This is a genomic window from Pseudomonas capeferrum, assembly GCF_000731675.1.
GTDB lineage: Bacteria > Pseudomonadota > Gammaproteobacteria > Pseudomonadales > Pseudomonadaceae > Aquipseudomonas > Aquipseudomonas capeferrum.
This window is the reverse complement of record NZ_JMIT01000003.1, coordinates 71951-91360: the sequence shown is the minus strand read 5'-3', so window position 1 is coordinate 91360 and position 19410 is coordinate 71951. Positions and strand designations below refer to the sequence as shown.

The window sequence follows — 19410 nt, the reverse complement described above, 5'->3', positions numbered from 1 at the left end:
GATGCGCAAACTTAACTCATTTGAAATCGCAGCTGCGCTCATCCGTAAGGGCTTTGTTCTGACCATCAAAAATCAACATGCTAACGGGTATGAGCATCCTGATTTTAACGGTCGTGTATTCGTCAAAATGAGCAGAGCGGGTGCTCCTGTTGCCAAGCAACCCTTCATCATTCATCCCGAACATGCCCCCGCAGGTAATTGGGACTCCATCAAGGCACTTTCCCCTTCGTTGCCAAATACCGGGTATCGAAACACCAACATGACGGGTTATCCCGCCGTAGCTGGCTCTGACAGTAAATTGGCAATTGCACTGGATATCGCTGTAGAGGCCGATCTTCATCAACTGCTTGATCTACTTGGTTATAAATCCTCTGTTTCTGCCCTCCAGTCCTGGGCTGCTCAACCTTCGGTCTCAACAGAGGAATTTCTAAACGAACCCAACCTCACCGACACCGAACGCGACGCCCTGATCAAGGCGCGCATCGGCCAGAGCGGCTACCGCGATGATCTGCTGGCCTACTGGGGCAGTTGTGCAGTTACCGACTGCTGCGTACCGGAGCTGTTGCGGGCCTCGCATATCAAACCCTGGTGTGCTGCCAGCCCGGCCGAGCGACTTGATCCATTCAACGGCCTGTTGCTCACCCCCAATCTCGATCTGGCCTTCGACCGTGGCCTGATCAGTTTTGACGATCACGGGCAGATTCTCCTTGGTGAGGATCTCGACCCCGACAGCAATCGTGCGCTCAACATTACCCCCTCTCTGCGCTTGCGCCAGATCGAGCCTCAGCATCGCGGCTATCTGGCTTGGCACCGTGAACACCTTTTCAGGAAGTAAGCATGTCTATCAGCAGCACCATCAAATCCATCCAGGACATCATGCGCAAGGACGTCGGCGTCGACGGCGATGCCCAGCGTATTGGCCAGCTTGTCTGGATGCTGTTCCTGAAAATCTTCGATGACCGCGAGCAGGAATGGGAACTGCTTGATGACGACTACCGCTCGCCGATTCCGGAGAGCTGCCGCTGGCGCACCTGGGCGGCCAACCCGGAGGGCATCACCGGTGATGCCCTGAAGGACTTCATCGACAACAACCTGTTCCCGCAGCTGCAGAACCTCCACGAATACAGCACCACGCCAGCCACCTACGTGGTGCGTGGCGTGTTCGAGGATGCCTACAACTACATGAAGTCCGGCCAGTTGATCCGCCAGGTGATCAACAAGATTCAGGAAGGGGTGGACTTCAACAAGGCGCAGGAGCGCCACGCCTTCGGCGACATGTACGAGCAACTGCTGCGCGACCTGCAGAACGCCGGCAATGCCGGTGAGTTCTATACCCCGCGCCCAGTCACCGAATTCATGGTGCGCATGGTCGATCCCAAGCTGGACGAAAAGGTCATGGACCCGGCCTGCGGCACTGGCGGCTTCCTCACCTGTAGCATCGAGCACAAGCGCAAGCGCTATGTGCAAACCGCCGAGGACGAGCGTACCCTGCAGTCGAGCATCTTCGGCGTGGAGAAAAAGCCGCTGCCGCACCTGCTGGCCACCACCAACATGATCCTGCACGGCATCGAGGTGCCCAACCAGATCAAGCACGACAACACCCTGGGACGTCCGCTGATCAGCTGGGGGCCGGCTGAGCGGGTCGATTGCATCGTCGCCAACCCGCCGTTTGGCGGCATGGAAGAAGACGGCATCGAAACCAACTTCCCCACTGCCTACCGTACCCGCGAAACCGCCGACCTGTTCCTGGTGCTGATCATGCACCTGCTCAAGGACGGCGGTCGCGCCGCCGTGGTGCTGCCCGACGGCTTCCTCTTTGGTGAAGGCATCAAGAGCCGGATCAAGGAAAAGCTGCTGACCGAATGCAACCTGCACACCATCGTTCGCCTGCCAAACGGCGTGTTCAACCCCTACACCGGCATCAAGACTAACCTGCTGTTTTTCACCAAGGGCACGCCCACCAAGGATGTATGGTTCTACGAGCACCAGTACCCGGCCGGTTACAAAAGCTACTCCAAGACCAGACCCATGCGCGTCGAGGAGTTCGCCGTTGAAGAAGCTTGGTGGGGCAGCGAGGCCGATGGCTTTGCCGCACGGCAGGAGAACGAATTCGCCTGGAAGGTCAGCTTCGACGAGCTGCAAAACCGTAACTGGAACCTCGACTGCAAGAACCCTCACATCGGCGAGCAGATCAGCCACAACGCGGACGAGCTGCTGCGCGACTACGCCGCGTTGCAAGACGAGATTGGCGAACTGCGCGACCAGCTCAAGGCCGTACTGGCCGAGGCCTTTGCCGATCAGGTCGCGGAGTGTCAAGCATGAGCGCAGTGTTGACCGACAATCTGCCGCTGCTGGCCGGCGCGCCCAATGGCATCAAGAAGCTGCGCGAACTGATTCTGGAGTTGGCGGTGCGCGGCAAGCTGGTGCCGCAGGATGCGAATGATGAGCCGGCCAGTGACTTGCTTGAGCGGATTGCCGAGGAAAAGGCGCGGTTGGTGGCGGAGGGCAAGATCAAGAAGCAGAAGCCGCTGGCTGAAATTAGTGAAGAAGAGAAACCGTTTGACGTACCTACCAACTGGGAGTGGGCGCGCGTAGCCGCAGTTGGTCACGATTGGGGACAGAAAACCCCGGACAAAAAATTCACGTATATCGACGTTGGGGCTGTTGATAATTCTGCTGGAAAGATTACTTCCCCCCAAGTTCTTATGGCTGAGGACGCGCCATCGCGAGCCCGGAAAGTGGTTAGGCCGGGAACGGTGATTTACTCAACTATTCGACCGTACCTTCTTAATGTTGCTGTCATTGAAGAGGTATATGAGCAGGAACCAATTGCTAGTACTGCTTTCGCGATCATTCACCCCTACTTAGAAATGCCTGCGAGGTATTTTCTCTGTTTTTTGAGAAGTCCCGTTTTTGTCAGATACGTTGAGTCTGTACAGATGGGAATTGCTTATCCAGCCATCAATGACGGTCAATTTTTCAGTGGGTTAATTCCGCTACCCCCTCTCCCCGAACAACACCGCATCGTCGCCAAAGTCGATGAGCTGATGGCCCTGTGCGACCGGCTGGAAGCCCGGCAGGCCGATGCCGATAGCGCCCATGCCCAACTGGTGCAGGTGCTGCTGGGCAGCCTGACGCAGGCCAGCGATGCCGAAGGCTTTGCACAAAGCTGGCAGCGCCTGGCCGAACACTTCCACACCCTGTTCACCACCGAATCCAGCATCGACGCCCTAAAGCAAACTCTGCTGCAACTGGCGGTGATGGGCAAGCTGGTACCGCAAGATCCTAGTGATGAGCCGGCACGGGAGTTGTGTAAGCGGATTGACATCGCGAAACAACGCGTATTGATTGAAACCAAAGCAAGAAAACAAAAAGAGCTAGCTGTCGATGCATTGTCAGTGCTCCCTTATAGCGTCCCGAATGGCTGGGAGTGGAAGACGCTAGATTCAGTTTTATATGTGACTGGTGGCGTCACGCTCGGACGTAAATTTGCAGGGCGAAAGCTGCTAATCAAGCCATATCTTCGTGTCGCGAATGTCCAGAGGGGGCACCTTGTCCTTGATCAGATCAAAGAGGTGGAAATTCCAGAGGATGAGGTCGAAAAATATCTCCTGTCGAATGGTGATTTGCTTATTACCGAAGGTGGTGATTGGGACAAGGTCGGACGTACTGCTATTTGGCGTGAAGAAATTTCGGAGTGCTTACACCAAAATCATGTATTCCGAGCCAGAGCAGTGACAACGGAATGGGAACCGCGCTGGGCCGAAATTTATCTGAACTCAGCTACAGCTAGAGAGTATTTCGCAGGATCGTCAAAGCAGACAACGAACCTCGCGTCGATCAACATGGCTCAGCTTCGAGCATGCGCTTTTCCGCTACCCCCTCTAGCCGAACAACACCGCATCGTCGCCAAAGTAGATCAACTGATGGCCCTCTGCGACCAACTCAAAGCCCGCCTTAACCAGGCCCGGCAGGTGCACGAGCATCTGGCCAGTGCGCTGGTCGAGCAGGCCGTGACCTGATTTAACAAGAACACCGATAAGGACATCCTATGCGTCCCGACAAGAAAGCCGTCACCGACCTGTTTACCGAGCGCGCGCAGTACCTGATCCCCTTGTTCCAGCGTGGTTACGTGTGGACGCTGAACGAGCAGGTGCAGCCGCTGTGGGAAGACTTCGTTGACCGCCTGGAGGCTATTGTCCAGCATCAGGCTGATGCAGCCATGGTCGGGGCTGGCCGGCTCAGGCCGCTACGCCGGCACTTTCTCGGGACAGTGGTGATCGGTAGCCTCAAGGGCGGCAGCAGTGATGCCGTGGGCAACCGCGATGTGATCGACGGCCAGCAGCGTATCACCACCCTGCAGATTCTGTTGCTGGCGTTTCGCGACCTAGTCGCGCCGCTGAATGACGAAGCGCTGAGCTATGACCTCAAGCCGCTGACGCAGAATATCGGCCGCTACCGCCTTGCCAGCGATACCCTCAAGGTACTGCCGACCAATGTCGGTCGCGATGTGATGCAGGCACTGGCCGAGCTGGGCTGCGCCGAAAAGATCTGCGAGCGCTTCCCGGCCAAGGTCGGTCGACAGTATCAGGAGCGTCCGGCCATGGTGCGCGCCTACCTGTTCTTCCACGCCATGCTGGCCTGCTACCTGCGCGGCCTGCGCTACGATGACCTGTTGCCGGACGCGGCTGCAGATGAAGAACGCACCGTGGCCCATTCGGTGATTCGCTCCATCGACGCGGATAGCCAGCTGAAACTGCCTGGCGCCGACCTACCGCTGCAGGTGGAGCGCGCCCATGCGCTGCTGGCCACCCTGCGCGAAGGCTTCCAGATCATGTCGCTGGAGCTGGAGGACGAGGACGACCCGCAGATTATCTTCGAAACCCTCAATGCCCGGGGTGCGCCGCTATTGCCGAGCGACCTGATCCGCAACTTCATCTTCCTCCACGCCACCCGCAACGGCGAAGACGTGGATGAGCTGTATCGCCAGGGCTGGCAGCATTTCGACGAGACGGTAGACACCAGCACTGGCAAGGGCGCCAAGTTCTGGAAGCAGCAGGAGCGGCAGGGCCGCCTGAAGAACTCGCGACTGGACCTGCTGCTTTACCACTACGTGGGCATGCGCAAGTGCGAGGATCTGAAGGTGGCCCACGTATTCAACGAGTTCAAGGACTGGTGGCAGGATGAGCCGCGCGACACTCAGCGCGAGCTGGCGCGCATCACGCACCTGGCGGGGTATTTCCAGACCTTTATGGTGCCGGGGCAGGCGAGTCGCCTCGATCTGTTCTGCCGGCGTCTGAAGCTGCTGGATGTATCCACGGTGACGCCGCTTGTGCTGTATCTACTGGAGCACCATAAGCCGGATTCCGCGGAGTTCCTGCAGGCCATTGGTGATCTGGAGTCTTACTTGGTGCGCCGCTTTATCTGTGGCTACACCACCAAGAGCTACAACCGCACCTTCCTCAACCGCTTACTGGCGGAGATGGTGCGCGAGCAGAAGACCGATGCCGCGACCCTGCGTGACAAGCTGCTGTCCCTGCAGGGCGACAGCCAGTGCTGGCCGGATGACGAGGCCTTCGCCCGTAACTGGTGCCATCGCGCTCTTTACCAGGGCCGCAACACCAGCAAGGTCCGTGCGGTTCTCGAGGCGCTGGAGCTGTCCATGCGCGGTAGCAAGCAGGAGAGCCTGGTGCTACCTGATGGCCTGACCGTGGAGCATGTCTTGCCGCAGAAGTGGCAAACGAACTGGCCGCTGGCCGAGGACACACCAGAGAACCAGGAAAGGCGCCGCCGCCTGCTGCACAGTATCGGCAACCTCACACTGGTGACCCAGGCCTTCAACTCCGCCCTGAGCAACGAACCCTTTGTCGTGAAGCGGCAGGAGATCGTGACCACCAGTCTGCTGATGCTCAATATGCACTTCCAGGCGTTTGGTGAGAACGATGCCTGGGAAGAAGAGCAAATCGTGTCGCGCGCCGACAAGCTGTTTTCCTATGCCCTGAGCCTCTGGCCTAGGCCGTAAGCCCCTCAACGTTGAGTTTTTGCAATTACGTCTTGGATGACTTGAAATGTTGGACCTTCTAAAGCTTCTCTGGCCGGATTTTTCGTTGCTGTTCTCAGCAGAAACCAATGGCGTCAGTGCCTGGTTCTGGATTGCTACGGCAGCTATCTTCGCTATTTCTGTGGTATTCGTCGGGCTTCACGTAGTGTCTTGGAGGAGCGATAAGCTGCTGGTCACAAAAATCGGATGGCGATCGGCACCAATTCTTTAGCATTTCGTCGCCCTTGCTGATGGCATTTTGCCTTTATGCCATTAAGGTTGAAAGAGTGGATTTTGAACAGGTTCACTCAGCGATAGAATGTCCACGCTAAGATAGTTGAAGGGGAAAAGAGAGCCCTGTGGACTGCCTACCCTCGATTCGAGCGTCAGATCAGCAATCCTCGGCCGCTCCCTAATCGCTTCCAGATCAATAGGGCGGTGAGTCGATAATAATACCGGGTGGCGTCGGAATGGTCTTTCAGGTGCTGAGTGAGAAACCAGCGCACATGCTTGAGCTGCCAGGTCCAGGGATTATCGCGTTGCCATCGCTGTTGAATGGCCGCTTGCATGACTCGTGCTTGGCGTAGGTGACGTTGCTGCGTGGCCTTCGAACCGGTCAGTACGCCGCTCAGGAACAGCGTCATATCGAAGGGTTTGCTCATATTCTCCCGCCAATGTAGGCCGACACCACAACGATCCGATTATGCCCGAGCTCTAGGCTGATTTGTTGGCGCGCCTGTTGATCAAGGTCACGGTCAATGCGATAGCAGTGGCCGCCATTGACCGGTGCGGCGTGGCCCGTGAGCTGCTCGTAACGTTCGCAGGCGTAGGCTGCGCGCAGTTCATGAAAACCCTTCAGCGCGTGTGCATGCAGCGTTTCGCGGGCGGGGAGCACGGTTTGGTGCAGAAACATGGCGTAGCTTTCGTCTCGGGCAAGCAAGTTGCGGCTGCCGGTCGGCGATGCCTGACGAACCAACTGCAGGGCCGCTTTCACCGCTTCATTGGCCACGACCCATCGCGGCGCTGATGAGCCTGAACGGCCGCCTTTGGTGCCGTCTTGGATGTTGATGCGGCCTAAGCGTTCGGCTTCGCGGTGTAAGCGTGGCAGGTCAGCCAGGATCGCTTCGCGCAGGCGCATGCCGGTTGCTCGAGCTAAAAGGACTATGGCGGCCACCCGATCGTGTTGCTGTTCGCCAAGCACCTCAGCCAGTCGCAGCACCTGTTGGTGATCTTTGCCATCCGGCGCGCGAGTGCGTACGCTCGAGCGCTGCTGTCCCAACGCCTGACTCGGGCTGGCGATCCTCACATCCTGATCACCGCGCAGCGCAGCAAGGGTGCGGTTGACGCTGCTCAGGCGGTCCTGCGCGGTGGCGATGCAGAGTGCACCTTGCTGGATCTGATGGCGCAGATACTCGGTGTAGTCTTGTAGCGTCTGTCTATTGATCTGGCGCGCATCGTTGTAGCCGGGGCCGTTCTCTGAGCGGCACCAGCGCACGAAGGCTTGCCAGCGATCGCTGTGTGCTTTGACCGTGGCGAAGTGGCCGCCGGCAAACAAATCTTCCAATGCCTGCCGACCGGCATAGGCCAGTTGGCGGCCGTAGCCAAAGTTGCGACCGTCACGCCGACCGACCAGCGCCATTGTCTTCACCTTGACCGTTGGTTTGTAGGTGCAGCAGCAGGGCTTTCCAGTGGGGACCGATGCTGTCCAACTGTCCCCAGTGTGCTGGGCGGATGAGAAGGGCGTTTTCGCTGTGTTGCAGCGAAGCTCCTTCTTCTTGCAACTGCTCGATAAGCCGAGCGAGGTCGGTTGACTCAGAGGTTGGAGTGGCGACAGCGGCGACACTGGCGACAACCCCCGCCGCATCTGGATTGGCACGTGGCGACAAAGTGGTGGCAGTGGTGGCGACACACCGTAAGTCGGTCGGCGAGCGATGTTGCGCTCGATAGCGGCGCACGGCGTCATTGAGTCGGAACATGGCGCACCTCGAATATGTCCCCGTCATTGTCCAGCCAGCTATGGGCAACCAGTTGCAGCAATAACTCGAAGGTGTGCCGCGTGCTTTTACGGGCAAAGCGGGGGCCGTTGCGCGTAAGGTCGCGCAGGCGAAACGGTGGCCAGTTCTTCTTTATCAACCAGCGCAGCAGGCAATCAGCCTCTGCGCGAAGCTTATTCAGAGGCTCCTGCTCGGTCAGTCGTTGGTTTTCGGCCAGGTAGTAATCCATCAGCGTAGAGGCGCGCTGAATGTGCATGTCTTCCAATACAGTCGATTCCTCAACCACCGCCATCACACCAGCCATGCGTAGTACGTTCGCGGCGGCTTTGCTCGCTGCAGCTTGGACGTTGACCAGCTCGCCGAACTCCCCTGACTCGCATTCGATGGTGTCGTGAATGGCAATCCATGCTTCACGGGCGCTGGAGCTCAACTCTATGACCGCAGGTGTGAGGCCACCATCTGTATGCCGTGACCAAGGCTTCTGCATCAGCGCGGCAATGCGCTGCTGGTACAGGTGCACCTTTGGATCTCGGGTCAGGTCGATGGCTTTGTACAGCCGTTGTCCAACCAGACGCTCCGGCCAACTGATCAGACAGCGTCCCAGGATGCCCTGGTCTTTGATATCAGCGTCCTGCAGCAAGCGGTCAGCCATGCGGGGTTGCAGCATCAAGTGCATGCTGAGGCGGCGATCATAGGCACGCAGACTTTCCCCAGCCATCGCGCGCGACCGATCAATCGGGCTACCGTCCCATAACGTCGACAAGTGAGTGATCGCCTTGATCATGTTGTCCTTGTTCATGGTGCTGCCGCCCAAAAACTGCCCGCCTTCATCGCTGAACAGCCCCATGCTCGGCAAACCATGGCAGAGGCTTTTGACCAGGCCTTCAATGGTCGGCTCAGCACTGAGGAGTCTCGGTTGGACGGGTTCAGGTTGGGCGTCCAGCGCTAGCTGTGCTGACTTTTTCGAGGTTGGCGATTTCGCGGTGAGGCTCATCGCTGCTCGGTGCGCCTTGAGTTGTTCGCCGTAAGCGATCCACTGCTGTCTCTCCCAGTCGCGTACGGCCTGCAGTGCAATATGGTCCACCGCGCTTTTGCGATCACCCGAGCAAGCTACCGTCAGCAAGTACAGCGACAATGGATAGATTCGGCCGTCGAGGTGAACATTGGCGTGCGCCTGGCTCGCCAAAGCTGCCGTGGCTAGAACAGATTGCGCGGCCATGGCGCAGGGCACGCCGATCACATCGGCCATGCGTTCCACGGCAGGCCCCAATAGATCGCCCAGCGCCGCGACCGGGTAGGGTAGGGGCGTAATCTGCTGTTCCAACAAGGGGCGTGGTGGCCCTTGTACTTCGCGCAGTTGCATAGCCTTCCTCCATAAATTACCGATCTCTCCCTCACGTCATCCCGCCAAGAATGCTGAGTGTTATCAGGGATCAAGGCCCCTGCGACCTGTGAGGGTGTCCACTGACGCGGGACTGGCGGCTCCTTACGACCAAGAGCAAGGGCATCTCATGATCTGGCCTCCTGAGCACCGATAGCGGTGGGCGGGTGGAGGCTGCATTGGCTGACGAGACCAGTGCCGCGAGATCCAGAGCAGGGTGCAAGCAGCACTGCGATGACAGGGGCATGCCTGACTGTCAGTCAGGTGCAGTCCATTCCCTGGTCTGCGGCACCATCATCTACAGCGCTGTTGCTGGTGACATCGGCGTTTGTCACGCCAATTGTCACGAGGGGGATTGCCGCAAAGCTTTGTGCGATCAGGGCTGCAGCAGTGTTAGAAGCGCCCGTCTCTTTTCTGGAAAAAGAGACGGGCGCAAGTTGGCGCAAAATTCGGCCAAGCGATTAGGTTGCTGCAGCACATCACAGTACGGTGTAGCTGGCGCACGAGGGCCATGAGGTTAAAGAGCACCCATCACCGGGAAGGTGACCGGGCGAGCTGCCGGATGCTAATCGCCCTTGGGAGAACCACCGCATAAAGCGGCGTGACCTTGAAGGTTCGGGCCACCTGGGTGCTGCCAACAGCAGCGCTTCGAGGCTTCTTTCTAGCGCCGGTGGGATGGCTGGGTCAATCAAGTTAGGCACTGCTCATTGCGCCAAAATTCGATAGCGGAAAGTGGTAGCCGTGAGTGGTGGTGAGTGGACGATGGGCCGTTTGTCGCCTTCTAGATGCGAGCCCCTGTGCATGGGAATGCGGAGCCTTCCCATGCACACGGACTTTGCCTGAAAAGCGCAGAGCAAACGGAGAATTGGCGACGGTCGCTATACCAGTCGCCATTCTGTACCCCAGGTATTTCAACGTGTAGCGCCGTTGTCGCCGCTGTCGCCAAAACAGTCAGCTTGCGCTTGTAGCCGGGTCAGCGGATCGGCACAACGTTCTTGTCTCTGACTTGGCCATATGCTGAGGCGAGCAGGTTGCCGGTCGCGGCTTTCAGGATGTACTCACTCCACCAAGCCATCATCGGACGCCGGCGCTCGATGTAGTCGGCTCGGTTGTAGGCACTGCGCACCTCATCCTTGTCTACGTGAGCTAGTGCGACTTCGATGAGCTCCGGATCCCACCCATGCTCATTCAAAATGGTGCTGGCCATAGAGCGCAGGCCGTGGCTGACTAGGCGATCCTGGAACCCCATGCGTTTCAACGCCATGTTGGCAGTCTGGCTATTGGCGTGGGTACGCGGATTTCTGTCTGACGGGAAGACGTATTCGCGATGGCCGCTGTGAGTTTTTAGTGATTGCAGCAGCGCGACTGCTTGATCACTCAACGGGATGCTGTGTGGGCGGCGCTTTTTCATTCGCTCCGGAGGGATGGTCCAGACACGCCTTTCAAAATCAATGTCTGCCCAGCGAGTAGTCGCCGCCTCGGCGGGGCGAGTCATCGTGTGCAACTGCCATTCGATCAGGCATCGGGTGGTGCGTTTGATACTGGCGTTCGCGATTTCCAGCATGAGCTCGGGGAGCTCTTCTGGTGGAAGAGCAGCCATGTTTTCTTTCTTCGGCTTCTTGAATACAGCACGAAGTCCATTGAGCGGATTCGCGTGTATCAGGCCGGCGTTCACCCCATAGGTCATGATCTCGTTGAGTCGTTGGCTCAACCGCTTCACAGTCTCCAGGCTGCCTTTCGCCTCGATTGGGCGGAGGATTATGATGACCATCGGGGCGCTGATTTCCGAAAGCGGCGTTGTCTTCAAATCGGGGAACACGTGCAGCGTGAGCGACCGCCAAATGTCCTCGGCGTAGGCGGGGGTTACCGAGTCTTTCTTCAGCTCGAACCAGGCGGTGGCCACCTTCTCGAAGGTGTGCTCGGTCTCAGCAAGCTTGGCTTGCCTTACCTCATCACGTTGGACCTTGGGATCAATACCCAGGGCAAGCAGCTCGCGCGCCTCGACAGCTTTTTTCCTAGCATTGGCTAGTGAGAGGTCGGGGTAAGGACCGAGTGCCATGTTGATACGGCTTCTGGTCAACGGCTCGCGGTAATTGAAGTTCCACATCATCGAGCCGCTGGCTCTGACGCGAAGCTGTAGGCCGTCACCATCGCTGAGGACGAAATCTTTACCAGTTGCTTTGACCGCCTTCAGCTGGCGGTCGGAGAGACGGGTTGCTTGAGTAGGCATGAGAGCTACCTCCGGCACCGTTTTGGTATCCTAAAAATAGCACCGGGTAGCCCGGGATACCACCTGGGATACCAAACCGTCTGGAACTCAAAAAACCTCTATGGCCCTCAAAAGCACTGTAAGTCATTGATTTCAATGAATTACAGGCACAAAAAAAGACGTCCGTGGACGTCTTTGATTGATCATTTGGTGGAGCCGGGGGGATTTGAACCCCCGTCCGCCAGTACTCCGCTGTCGGTACTACATGCTTAGCCGTGTCTACTGATTTAATCCGCAGCCGCCCGACGGGCAGGGTGCTTTGGATGAGTTGGGTAAGTTTTAGTCGCTTTGCCCCCAACGTGCTACACGACGATCCTGTTCTGTATGACAATCATTTCGGGTTTACAGGCATCCCCTGATGATTGCTGGAGCCGAAGCTACCAGGAGAGCGGGCTCAGCTGCTTACGCAGCGAGAGCGTAACCCTCGTAGTTTTCGTCATTGGCAACTATAGAAAGTTGCAACAGTGGATTTACGAGTTCTGTTACCAACTCGGCATGCACCTAGAGTTTCGCTACCGGCGTCGAATCCTAATCGGCCCCACACTCAGCTCTAGCTGACCGTACCTTTCGGCACGTGGGCTGAGTATACGCGCTAAAGCGGGCGGCGTCGACAGCAGGTTCCGCCGCCCGCTTCAGGCTCAGGCACCGCCGCCGCCCGAGCCGCTGCCTTTCTCGGTTTTTTCCAGGCGTTCCAGGACTTTGCTGGTAATGGCAATGCATTCCTTGGTGTCGCCCGAGGCCTGTGCGGCTTTGGCTTTGTCGACGTGCTCGGTGAGGGCTTTATCCAAGCCCTCGGAGGTGGCGCCGGCGGTGGCCATGCTGTCGTCGATTTTCTGCAGGTTGGCGGTGCAGAGGTCCTCTGCGGCGAACACTGGCGAGGCCAGGAGGGTAGCGGCCGCGAAGAGGGCCGAAAGCGCGGTACCTTTCATGGGTGACTCCTTCTGAGGCCTCTGGAAGGTGGGCCTGTAAGGTGGACTGTGCGGATTTGGTGAGGGTTCAATCGGGTTGGGGGCGGGGCGATATGATGGGGTGGCTAGGCGTGATTGCGTCGCTTTGGGCGGCGGGGCTGTAGGGGAATTCGGAACTTGAAACCAAATGCTTCAGGTGGAATTGGTTTAGGAATTATCCTACCGGCGCCGCAGCCGTTTCTCTGTTGTCGATGATGAGCGCAGGGGCTAGTTTCCCTGGGTCGCCATGGTTTGGCGATCGGGTGTGAGAGCCCGGCGATTACATCGTGCCAGTGTTATGGCAGCCGTTCGTGGGCAGGCTTCGGCCTGGCCGGAATTCCGATGTTCGCCGGTCTCTCACCCCGCGTACGGCTGCCACCTCCTTCTGTGAGAGGAAGAGGGTGATAGCTCCGTTTATGACATCGGAGAATTCATCATGAAGAAGAGTGTTCCTGACCCACCCAGCCAAACGTCTTCACGTTCGTTCTACACCATCGACAACAAGGTGCCTTCACCTGAGGCGCTGTTGTACGCCATTCAGCTGATGCGCGGTATTGAAGACACCTTGGACGAATACATCTGCGGTAATGCCGGTGAGCCGGGTATCGGTATGCTGGTGAATTCGGTGCATAACGTGCAGATGAGCAGGGCGTTGGCTGAGTTGGTGCTGGCACGCGAGCCTTGAGGGCTTTGGGGGCCTAGTGCTTGTCATGGCATTTTTGGCGCCCATGAGATCGAGCGCCGCCCGCGCGGCGCATCGCGACGCAAGGCCGCTCCTACATTTGTTTCGGGCCAGTTATTCCAGAGGCATTGGCGCGCGACCCCTTGGTGCCCGCCTCGATATCGCGTCGTACAAACAAGGCGGTCGCGCGCCAATGGCACAGGCCTCACTGGCCCGAAACAAATGTAGGAGCGGCCTTGCGTCGCGATGCGCCGCGCGGGCGGCGCTCGATCTCATAGGCGCTGAACATGCATTGGCGAACACCTGTCAGCCATAACGCCATCTCATGCTTCAGATACTACGCGCCCGCGTCACCCGATCCACCAGGTAAACCAACCCGTGATAATCAATACCACTATGGCTGGACAATCCAATCTCACAGGTGCGGCTGGTAGAAATCCCTTCACTGCAATACTGCACCGCATCCTTCAAGCTCCGCAGCGAATGTGCATTGAGCTCCGGGGTGGTAAACCCCTTGTCCCCGGCAAACCCACAACAGTGAATCCCTTCCGGAATCACCACCTGCTTGCTGCACCGCCGCGCCAGGTCGATCAGCGCCTGGCTTTCCCCCAAATGCTGGGTGCTGCAGGTCACATGCACCGCCACCGGCTCTTCCTGCGGGGTGAACTCCAGCCTGTCCAGCAGATGGCTACGAATGAAGCGCACCGGGTCGTACAGGTCCAGGCGGGTTTCCCCAAGGTCCTGAACCAGGCGCAAGGTACACGGGCTGGTATCGCAGTAGATCGGGTCAAGCCCTCCGCGGCTGGCATGCAGCAGGGCGTTGATCAGCTCCTGGCGCTTGTGCTCAGCCTGCTCCGGGTACCCCTTGGACGCAAACGGCTGCCCACAGCACAGGCTGTCGGCATTCTCCGGAAACACCACTTGGTAACCGGCCTTCTCCAGCAGCCCGCGGGTCTTGTCCAGCAATGAGCTTTGCTCCCGGTCTGCATAGGCCGGCCCCATCACGCGTGACACGCAAGCCGCCAGGTACACCACCCGTGGCCGGGCATCATGGCTCGCCGGGCCAAAGTCGATGCTGCGCAGGGGCTGTGGCATGGCCGGGGTCCACTGCGGCAGCCGGCCTTTGCTGGCTTTGCTCAACGCTGTGCTCAAGCGGCCCAGGCGCGGGGCGCCGAGCAGCTTGCGGGCGGTGTTGGCGGCGGTCAGGGTCAGGCGGGCACCGCTCAGTGCCGTGTGGAAGTGGTCGGCCAGCCAGTCGGCGGCCTTGTCGTGCTCGGCGGCCTGGCTGCGCAGCTTCTTCACCAGCTCGCCGGTGTTGATGCCGACCGGGCAGCGCTGGGCGCACAGGCCGGTGGCGGCGCAGGTGTCGAGGCCTTGGTATTGGTAGGTCTTGAGCAGCGCTCGGGTATCGACGCTGGCGCGTTTCTTGGCCTGGATATCACGCCACATGACGATGCGCTGGCGCGGGCTCAGGGTCAGTCCCTTGGACGGGCACACCGGTTCGCAGAAGCCACACTCGATGCACTTGTCGACGATTTCATCGGCGGCCGGCAGCGGCTTGAGGTTTTTCAGGTGGATATCGCGGTCTTCGCTCAGCACCACATCGGGGTTGAGGATGCCGTTGGGGTCGAGCAGGCGCTTCAGCGCCCACATCAACTGGTACGCGTCATGGCCCCACTCCAGCTCCACGAACGGCGCCATGTTGCGGCCGGTGCCGTGCTCGGCCTTCAGCGAGCCACCGAACTCCACGGCCACCAGCTGGGCCACGTCGTCCATGAAGGCTTGGTAACGCTTCACTTCCTCGGCGCTGTTGAAGCCTTGGGTGAAGACGAAGTGCAGGTTGCCCTCCAGGGCATGGCCGAAAATGATCGCTTCGTCGTAGTGGTGCTTGTCGAACAGCTGGATCAGGCGGTTGACGCCCTCGGCCAGTTGCTCGATGGGGAAGGTCACGTCTTCGATGATCACCGTGGTGCCGGTCTGGCGCACGGCGCCGACGGCGGGGAAGGTGTCTTTGCGGATTTTCCACAGCTGGTTGTACACCGCCGGGTCTTCGCTGAACTCGACCTTCTGCTCCAGCGGGAACTCGGCAATCGACGCCATCACCTGCTGCAGTTGCTCATGCAGCAGCGTCTGGCTGGCCGCGCGGGACTCGATCAGCAGCGCGCAGGCATTGTCTGACAGGCCTTTTACCCACAGCGGCATGCCGGGCATGTTCTGCACCGAACGCAGGCTGCGCCGGTCGAGCAGCTCTACGGCAGACACCGGCTGGCGCTTGAACAGGGTGACCGCGCGGCAGCAGCTTTCGACGCTGGGGAAGACCAGCAAGGCGCTGGCTTTGTGCGGGTGGTCGGGCACGGTGTCGTAGGTGACGGCGCTGATGAAGCCCAGCGTGCCTTCAGACCCGACCAGCAGGTGCTGCAGGATGTCGAGCGGCTGGTCGTAGTCCACCAGGGCATTGAGGGACAGGCCGGTGGTGTTCTTCAGCCGGTACTTGTGGCGGATGCGGTCAGCCAGTTCGGTGTTGGCGCGGGTTTCACGGCCCAGGCGCGCCAGTGCTTCGAGCAGGTCGGCGTGGCTGTGCTCGAAGGCGCTGACGCTGGCCGGGTCTTCGCTGTCCAGGCGGGTGCCGTCGGCCAGCACCAGGCGCAGGCCGGCCAGGGTGTGGTAGGTGTTTTGCGCGGTGCCGCAGCACATGCCGCTGGCGTTGTTGGCGACGATGCCGCCGATCTTGCAGGCATTGATCGAGGCGGGGTCCGGGCCGATCTTGCGCCCGAACGGTGCCAGCCAGGCGTTGGCCTGGGCGCCGATCACACCGGGCTGCAGGCGGATCTGCTCGCCCTGGCCACGGATTTCGCGGCCGTTCCAGTTGTCGCCGAGCACAATCAGCACCGAGTCGCTGATGGCCTGCCCAGACAAGCTGGTGCCGGCCGCGCGGAAGGTCACCGGCACGCGCTCGCGCTGGGCCAGTTGCAGCAGGCCGACCACTTCGTCCTCGGACTCGACGCGCACCACCAGCTTGGGGATCAGCCGATAAAAGCTGGCATCGGTGCCAAAGGCCAGGGTGGAGGTGGGGTCGTCGAAACGGCGTTCGGCGGGTATCAGGCGCTCGGCATCACGCAGGAACGCGGCGGGCAGGCTCATGCAATCTCCTCGCGGGGCCGCGGCGTCTGGTGCGCCGCATGCCCCGGTCAATCAGGCGGTGTTTCGTGCAGGCGTTCAGGCGCCCAGTTCGCGGACTAGCGAGTCGCGGGTGATCTCGCTGATCGACTTGGCGCCGGTGAGCACCATGGCCACGCGCATTTCCTTCTCGAACAGTTCGAGCAGGTTTTTCACCCCGGCCTCGCCATGCACGGCCAGCGCCCAGAGGAAGGCGCGGCCAATCAGCACGGTGTCGGCGCCCATGGCGATCATGCGCACCACGTCGAGGCCGCTGCGGATGCCGGAGTCGGCGAGAATCTTCAGCTCGCCCTTGACCGCATCGGCAATCGCCGGCAGCGCGCGGGCGCTGGACAGCACGCCGTCGAGCTGGCGGCCGCCATGGTTGGACACGACGATGCCATCGGCGCCGAACTTGACCGCGTCACGGGCGTCGTCGGCATCGAGGATGCCCTTGATGATCATCGGGCCCTCCCAGAAGTCGCGGATCCACTCCAGGTCTTTCCAGGAGATCGACGGGTCGAAGTTGTTGCCCAGCCAGCCGATGTAGTCGGCAAGGCCGGTGGGGTTACCACGGTATTTGGAGATGTTGCCGAGGTCGTGCGGGCGGCCCATCACGCCGACGTCCCAGGCCCACTCGGGGTGGGTCATGGCTTGCAGTACGCGGCGCATCGGGCCGTTACGGCCGCTCATGCCGGAGTGGGCGTCGCGGTAGCGGGCGCCGGGCACGGGCATGTCGACGGTGAACACCAAGGTCTTGACCCCGGCCGCCTTGGCCCGCTCCAGCGCATTGCGCATGAAGCCGCGGTCCTTGAGCACATACAACTGGAACCACATCGGCCGGTTGATGGCCGGGGCCACTTCTTCGATCGGGCACACCGACACGGTGGACATGGTGAACGGGATGCCATGGGCTGCTGCGGCGCGTGCCGCCTGCACTTCGCCACGGCGGGCGTACATGCCGGTCAGGCCGACCGGGGCCAGGGCCACGGGCATGCTCAGGGTTTCGTCGAACAGCTGGGTTTCCAGGCTGAGCTCGGACATGTTCTTCAACACGCGCTGGCGCAGGGCGATGCTGGCCAGGTCCGAGACGTTGTGGCGCAGCGTGTGCTCGGCGTAGGCGCCGCCGTCGGCGTAGTGGAAGAGGAAGGGGGGCAGCTTGCGTTGGGCCGCGGCGCGATAGTCGGTAGAGGCGGAAATGATCATGGATTCTCGCAGCGTTGCTTGAGGGGAACGCCGGGCGCGCCTTGGCGCCCGGCCCCTTTCACTTTAGTGATGAACCAGCATGCCGGTCAGCCAGTAAGCCTGGACCAAGGTGATCAGGCCCACGATGGTGGCGAAGAACAGGCTGTGCTTGACGGTGAAGCGGAACAGGTCGGACTCCTTGCCCACCAGGCCGGTGGCGGCGCAGGCCACGGCAATGGATTGTGGCGAGATCATCTTGCCGGTCACGCCGCCGCTGGTGTTGGCGGCCACCAGCAGGGTGTCGTTGACCCCGATCTGGTGCGCGGTGGTGGCTTGCAGCGAGCTGAACAGGGCATTGGACGAGGTGTCCGAGCCGGTCAGGAACACGCCCAGCCAGCCGAGGAACGGCGAGAAGAACGGGAACGCGGCGCCGGTGCCAGCCAATACCAGGGCCATGGTCGAGGACATGCCCGAGTAGTTGGTGACGAAGGCGAAGGCCAGCACCATACCAATCGACAGGATCGGCCAGCGCAGCTCCCAGAACGTCTCTTTGAAAGTGGTAAGACCAGTTTTGAAGTTGATCTTCAGCACCGCCATGGAGATCAGCGCCGAGAGGAAGATCGCGGTGCCGGTGGCGGAGATCGGGTCGAGCTTGAACACCGCTGGCATGGCGGTCGGCGCGGCAACGATCGGCGCGGTCTTGATCACCAGCTGGTCAAGGTGCGGGATGGCGAAGTTGAACACGAAGTTGTACATCGCACCGCCCGGCGCGAACGCGGCCTTGAACGGTTTCAAGGTCCAGATGGTGACCAGCACGGTGAGGATCAGGAACGGCGACCAGGCCTTGAAGATCTCGCCGAAGCTGTACGGGCTCGGCTGGCTGCCGCTTGATTGCACGACCGCGGCGCCGACGCTGCCCTTGGCTTGCGCGAACGAGCGCTTGGGCTGCCAGACTTTCAGGAACAGGGTCAGGCAGATCAGGCTGGCCAGGGCCGAGGTGATGTCGGGCAGCTCTGGGCCGATGAAGTTCGAGGTGAAGTACTGGGTCACGGCAAAGCTCAGGCCGGCGACCAGGGCTGCAGGCCAGGTCTCCTTCACGCCCCGCACGCCGTCCATCATGAACACCAGCCAGAACGGCACGAACAGCGACAGCAGCGGCAGCTGGCGGCCGGTCATGGCACCGATGTGGAAGGCGTCGATGCCCGTCACCTGGCCGGCGACGATGATCGGGATGCCCAGCGCGCCGAAGGCGACCGGTGCGGTGTTGGCGATCAGGCACAGGCCGGCGGCGTACAGCGGGTTGAAGCCCAGGCCCACCAGCAAGGCGGCCGTGATGGCCACCGGTGCGCCGAAGCCGGCCGCGCCCTCCAGGAAGGCACCGAAGCAGAAGCCGATCAGCAGCACTTGCAGGCGCTGGTCGTCGGTGATCGACAGCACCGAGCTGCGGATGACTTCGAACTGGCCGCTCTTGACCGTGAGTTTGTACAGGAACACCGCGGCAACGATGATCCAGGCAATCGGCCAGAGGCCGTAGAGGAAGCCGTAACCCGCGGCGGCCAAGGCCATGTCGACAGGCATCTGGAAGGCGAAGATCGCCACCAGTATCGACAACCCGAGGGTGATGCTGCCGGCGACGTGGCCTTTGAGGCGGAACACGGCCAGGGCAAGGAAGAAGAACACGATAGGGATGACCGCCGCCAGTGCGGACAGGCCGAGACTACCAAGCGGGCTATAGAGTTGTTGCCAGGTTTGCATA

The 19410-nt window shown here is 60.3% G+C and carries 14 protein-coding genes and 1 other RNA gene; 5 read left to right on the top strand and 10 right to left on the bottom strand.

Features of this window, described 5'->3' with window-relative positions:
- The first annotated feature begins 1 nt into the window (after position 1).
- The 4 genes from PC358_RS27315 to PC358_RS18095 are packed head-to-tail and all read left to right on the top strand — an operon-like array spanning position 2 to position 6022.
- A complete protein-coding gene (locus PC358_RS27315) occupies positions 2-835 on the top strand; it encodes an HNH endonuclease (RefSeq protein ID WP_077068665.1) in 834 nt (277 codons plus the stop codon).
- 2 nt (positions 836-837) lie between these two features.
- Entirely contained in the window at positions 838-2322 is a 1485-nt protein-coding gene (locus tag PC358_RS18105; protein ID WP_033701640.1) for a type I restriction-modification system subunit M, read from the top strand.
- Positions 2319-4022 (top strand): restriction endonuclease subunit S, encoded by a 1704-nt coding sequence (locus PC358_RS18100; RefSeq protein WP_033701637.1) that lies wholly within the window; start codon positions 2319-2321, stop codon positions 4020-4022. Before PC358_RS18105 ends, PC358_RS18100 begins: the two co-directional genes overlap by 4 nt.
- A 29-nt stretch (positions 4023-4051) precedes the next feature.
- Positions 4052-6022 (top strand): DUF262 domain-containing protein, encoded by a 1971-nt coding sequence (locus PC358_RS18095; RefSeq protein ID WP_033701634.1) that lies wholly within the window; start codon positions 4052-4054, stop codon positions 6020-6022.
- 404 nt (positions 6023-6426) lie between these two features.
- On the opposite strand, the gene PC358_RS18090 is transcribed toward PC358_RS18095, so the two are convergent.
- The 7 genes from PC358_RS18090 to PC358_RS18070 form a co-directional block, all read right to left on the bottom strand.
- A complete protein-coding gene (locus PC358_RS18090) occupies positions 6427-6702 on the bottom strand; it encodes a hypothetical protein (protein WP_033701633.1) in 276 nt (91 codons plus the stop codon).
- On the bottom strand, positions 6699-7679 hold the full coding sequence (locus tag PC358_RS18085; RefSeq protein WP_033701632.1) for an integrase domain-containing protein: 981 nt from the start codon (positions 7677-7679) through the stop codon (positions 6699-6701). Before PC358_RS18085 ends, PC358_RS18090 begins: the two co-directional genes overlap by 4 nt.
- Positions 7657-8016, bottom strand: a complete 360-nt coding sequence (locus tag PC358_RS27310) for a hypothetical protein (protein WP_077068664.1) — start codon at positions 8014-8016, stop codon at positions 7657-7659. The genes PC358_RS18085 and PC358_RS27310 overlap by 23 nt, the downstream gene beginning before the upstream one ends.
- Entirely contained in the window at positions 8000-9397 is a 1398-nt protein-coding gene (locus tag PC358_RS18080) for a YfjI family protein (RefSeq protein WP_033701629.1), read from the bottom strand. The genes PC358_RS27310 and PC358_RS18080 overlap by 17 nt, the downstream gene beginning before the upstream one ends.
- Before the next feature lie 991 nt (positions 9398-10388).
- Positions 10389-11645 (bottom strand): integrase domain-containing protein, encoded by a 1257-nt coding sequence (locus PC358_RS18075; protein WP_033701628.1) that lies wholly within the window; start codon positions 11643-11645, stop codon positions 10389-10391.
- A 187-nt stretch (positions 11646-11832) separates the two neighbouring features.
- Positions 11833-12224, bottom strand: a transfer-messenger RNA (tmRNA) gene (gene ssrA, locus PC358_RS27300).
- Between the two features lie 98 nt (positions 12225-12322).
- A complete protein-coding gene (locus PC358_RS18070) occupies positions 12323-12613 on the bottom strand; it encodes a hypothetical protein (protein ID WP_033701626.1) in 291 nt (96 codons plus the stop codon).
- 454 nt (positions 12614-13067) lie between these two features.
- On the opposite strand from PC358_RS18070, the gene PC358_RS18065 reads away from it, so the two are divergent.
- Positions 13068-13316 carry a hypothetical protein gene (locus PC358_RS18065; RefSeq protein WP_033701625.1) on the top strand — a complete coding sequence of 83 codons (249 nt, stop codon included), beginning with the start codon at positions 13068-13070 and terminating at the stop codon, positions 13314-13316.
- Between the two features lie 327 nt (positions 13317-13643).
- Here the strand turns inward: PC358_RS18065 and PC358_RS18060 are convergent, their stop codons facing one another.
- The 3 genes from PC358_RS18060 to PC358_RS18050 form a co-directional block, all read right to left on the bottom strand.
- Positions 13644-16454, bottom strand: a complete 2811-nt coding sequence (locus PC358_RS18060) for an FAD-binding and (Fe-S)-binding domain-containing protein (protein WP_033701624.1) — start codon at positions 16452-16454, stop codon at positions 13644-13646.
- 75 nt (positions 16455-16529) lie between these two features.
- Entirely contained in the window at positions 16530-17675 is a 1146-nt protein-coding gene (lldD, locus tag PC358_RS18055; RefSeq protein WP_033701621.1) for an FMN-dependent L-lactate dehydrogenase LldD, read from the bottom strand.
- A gap of 63 nt (positions 17676-17738) precedes the next feature.
- A complete protein-coding gene (locus tag PC358_RS18050; protein WP_033701618.1) occupies positions 17739-19409 on the bottom strand; it encodes a lactate permease LctP family transporter in 1671 nt (556 codons plus the stop codon).
- Between the last annotated feature and the right edge of the window lies 1 nt (position 19410).

What these genes read in the sequence shown, in the direction of transcription:
- PC358_RS18065 (WP_033701625.1), top strand. Translation starts at nt 13,068, where the DNA reads ATGAAGAAGAGTGTTCCTGACCCACCCAGCCAAACGTCTTCACGTTCG.
- PC358_RS18100 (WP_033701637.1), top strand. Translation starts at nt 2,319, where the DNA reads ATGAGCGCAGTGTTGACCGACAATCTGCCGCTGCTGGCCGGCGCGCCC.
- PC358_RS18090 (WP_033701633.1), bottom strand. Translation starts at nt 6,702, where the DNA reads ATGAGCAAACCCTTCGATATGACGCTGTTCCTGAGCGGCGTACTGACC.
- PC358_RS18085 (WP_033701632.1), bottom strand. Translation starts at nt 7,679, where the DNA reads ATGGCGCTGGTCGGTCGGCGTGACGGTCGCAACTTTGGCTACGGCCGC.
- PC358_RS27315 (WP_077068665.1), top strand. Translation starts at nt 2, where the DNA reads ATGCGCAAACTTAACTCATTTGAAATCGCAGCTGCGCTCATCCGTAAG.
- PC358_RS18050 (WP_033701618.1), bottom strand. Translation starts at nt 19,409, where the DNA reads ATGCAAACCTGGCAACAACTCTATAGCCCGCTTGGTAGTCTCGGCCTG.
- PC358_RS18075 (WP_033701628.1), bottom strand. Translation starts at nt 11,645, where the DNA reads ATGCCTACTCAAGCAACCCGTCTCTCCGACCGCCAGCTGAAGGCGGTC.
- PC358_RS27310 (WP_077068664.1), bottom strand. Translation starts at nt 8,016, where the DNA reads ATGTTCCGACTCAATGACGCCGTGCGCCGCTATCGAGCGCAACATCGC.
- PC358_RS18105 (WP_033701640.1), top strand. Translation starts at nt 838, where the DNA reads ATGTCTATCAGCAGCACCATCAAATCCATCCAGGACATCATGCGCAAG.
- PC358_RS18080 (WP_033701629.1), bottom strand. Translation starts at nt 9,397, where the DNA reads ATGCAACTGCGCGAAGTACAAGGGCCACCACGCCCCTTGTTGGAACAG.
- PC358_RS18095 (WP_033701634.1), top strand. Translation starts at nt 4,052, where the DNA reads ATGCGTCCCGACAAGAAAGCCGTCACCGACCTGTTTACCGAGCGCGCG.
- PC358_RS18070 (WP_033701626.1), bottom strand. Translation starts at nt 12,613, where the DNA reads ATGAAAGGTACCGCGCTTTCGGCCCTCTTCGCGGCCGCTACCCTCCTG.
- PC358_RS18060 (WP_033701624.1), bottom strand. Translation starts at nt 16,454, where the DNA reads ATGAGCCTGCCCGCCGCGTTCCTGCGTGATGCCGAGCGCCTGATACCC.
- lldD (WP_033701621.1), bottom strand. Translation starts at nt 17,675, where the DNA reads ATGATCATTTCCGCCTCTACCGACTATCGCGCCGCGGCCCAACGCAAG.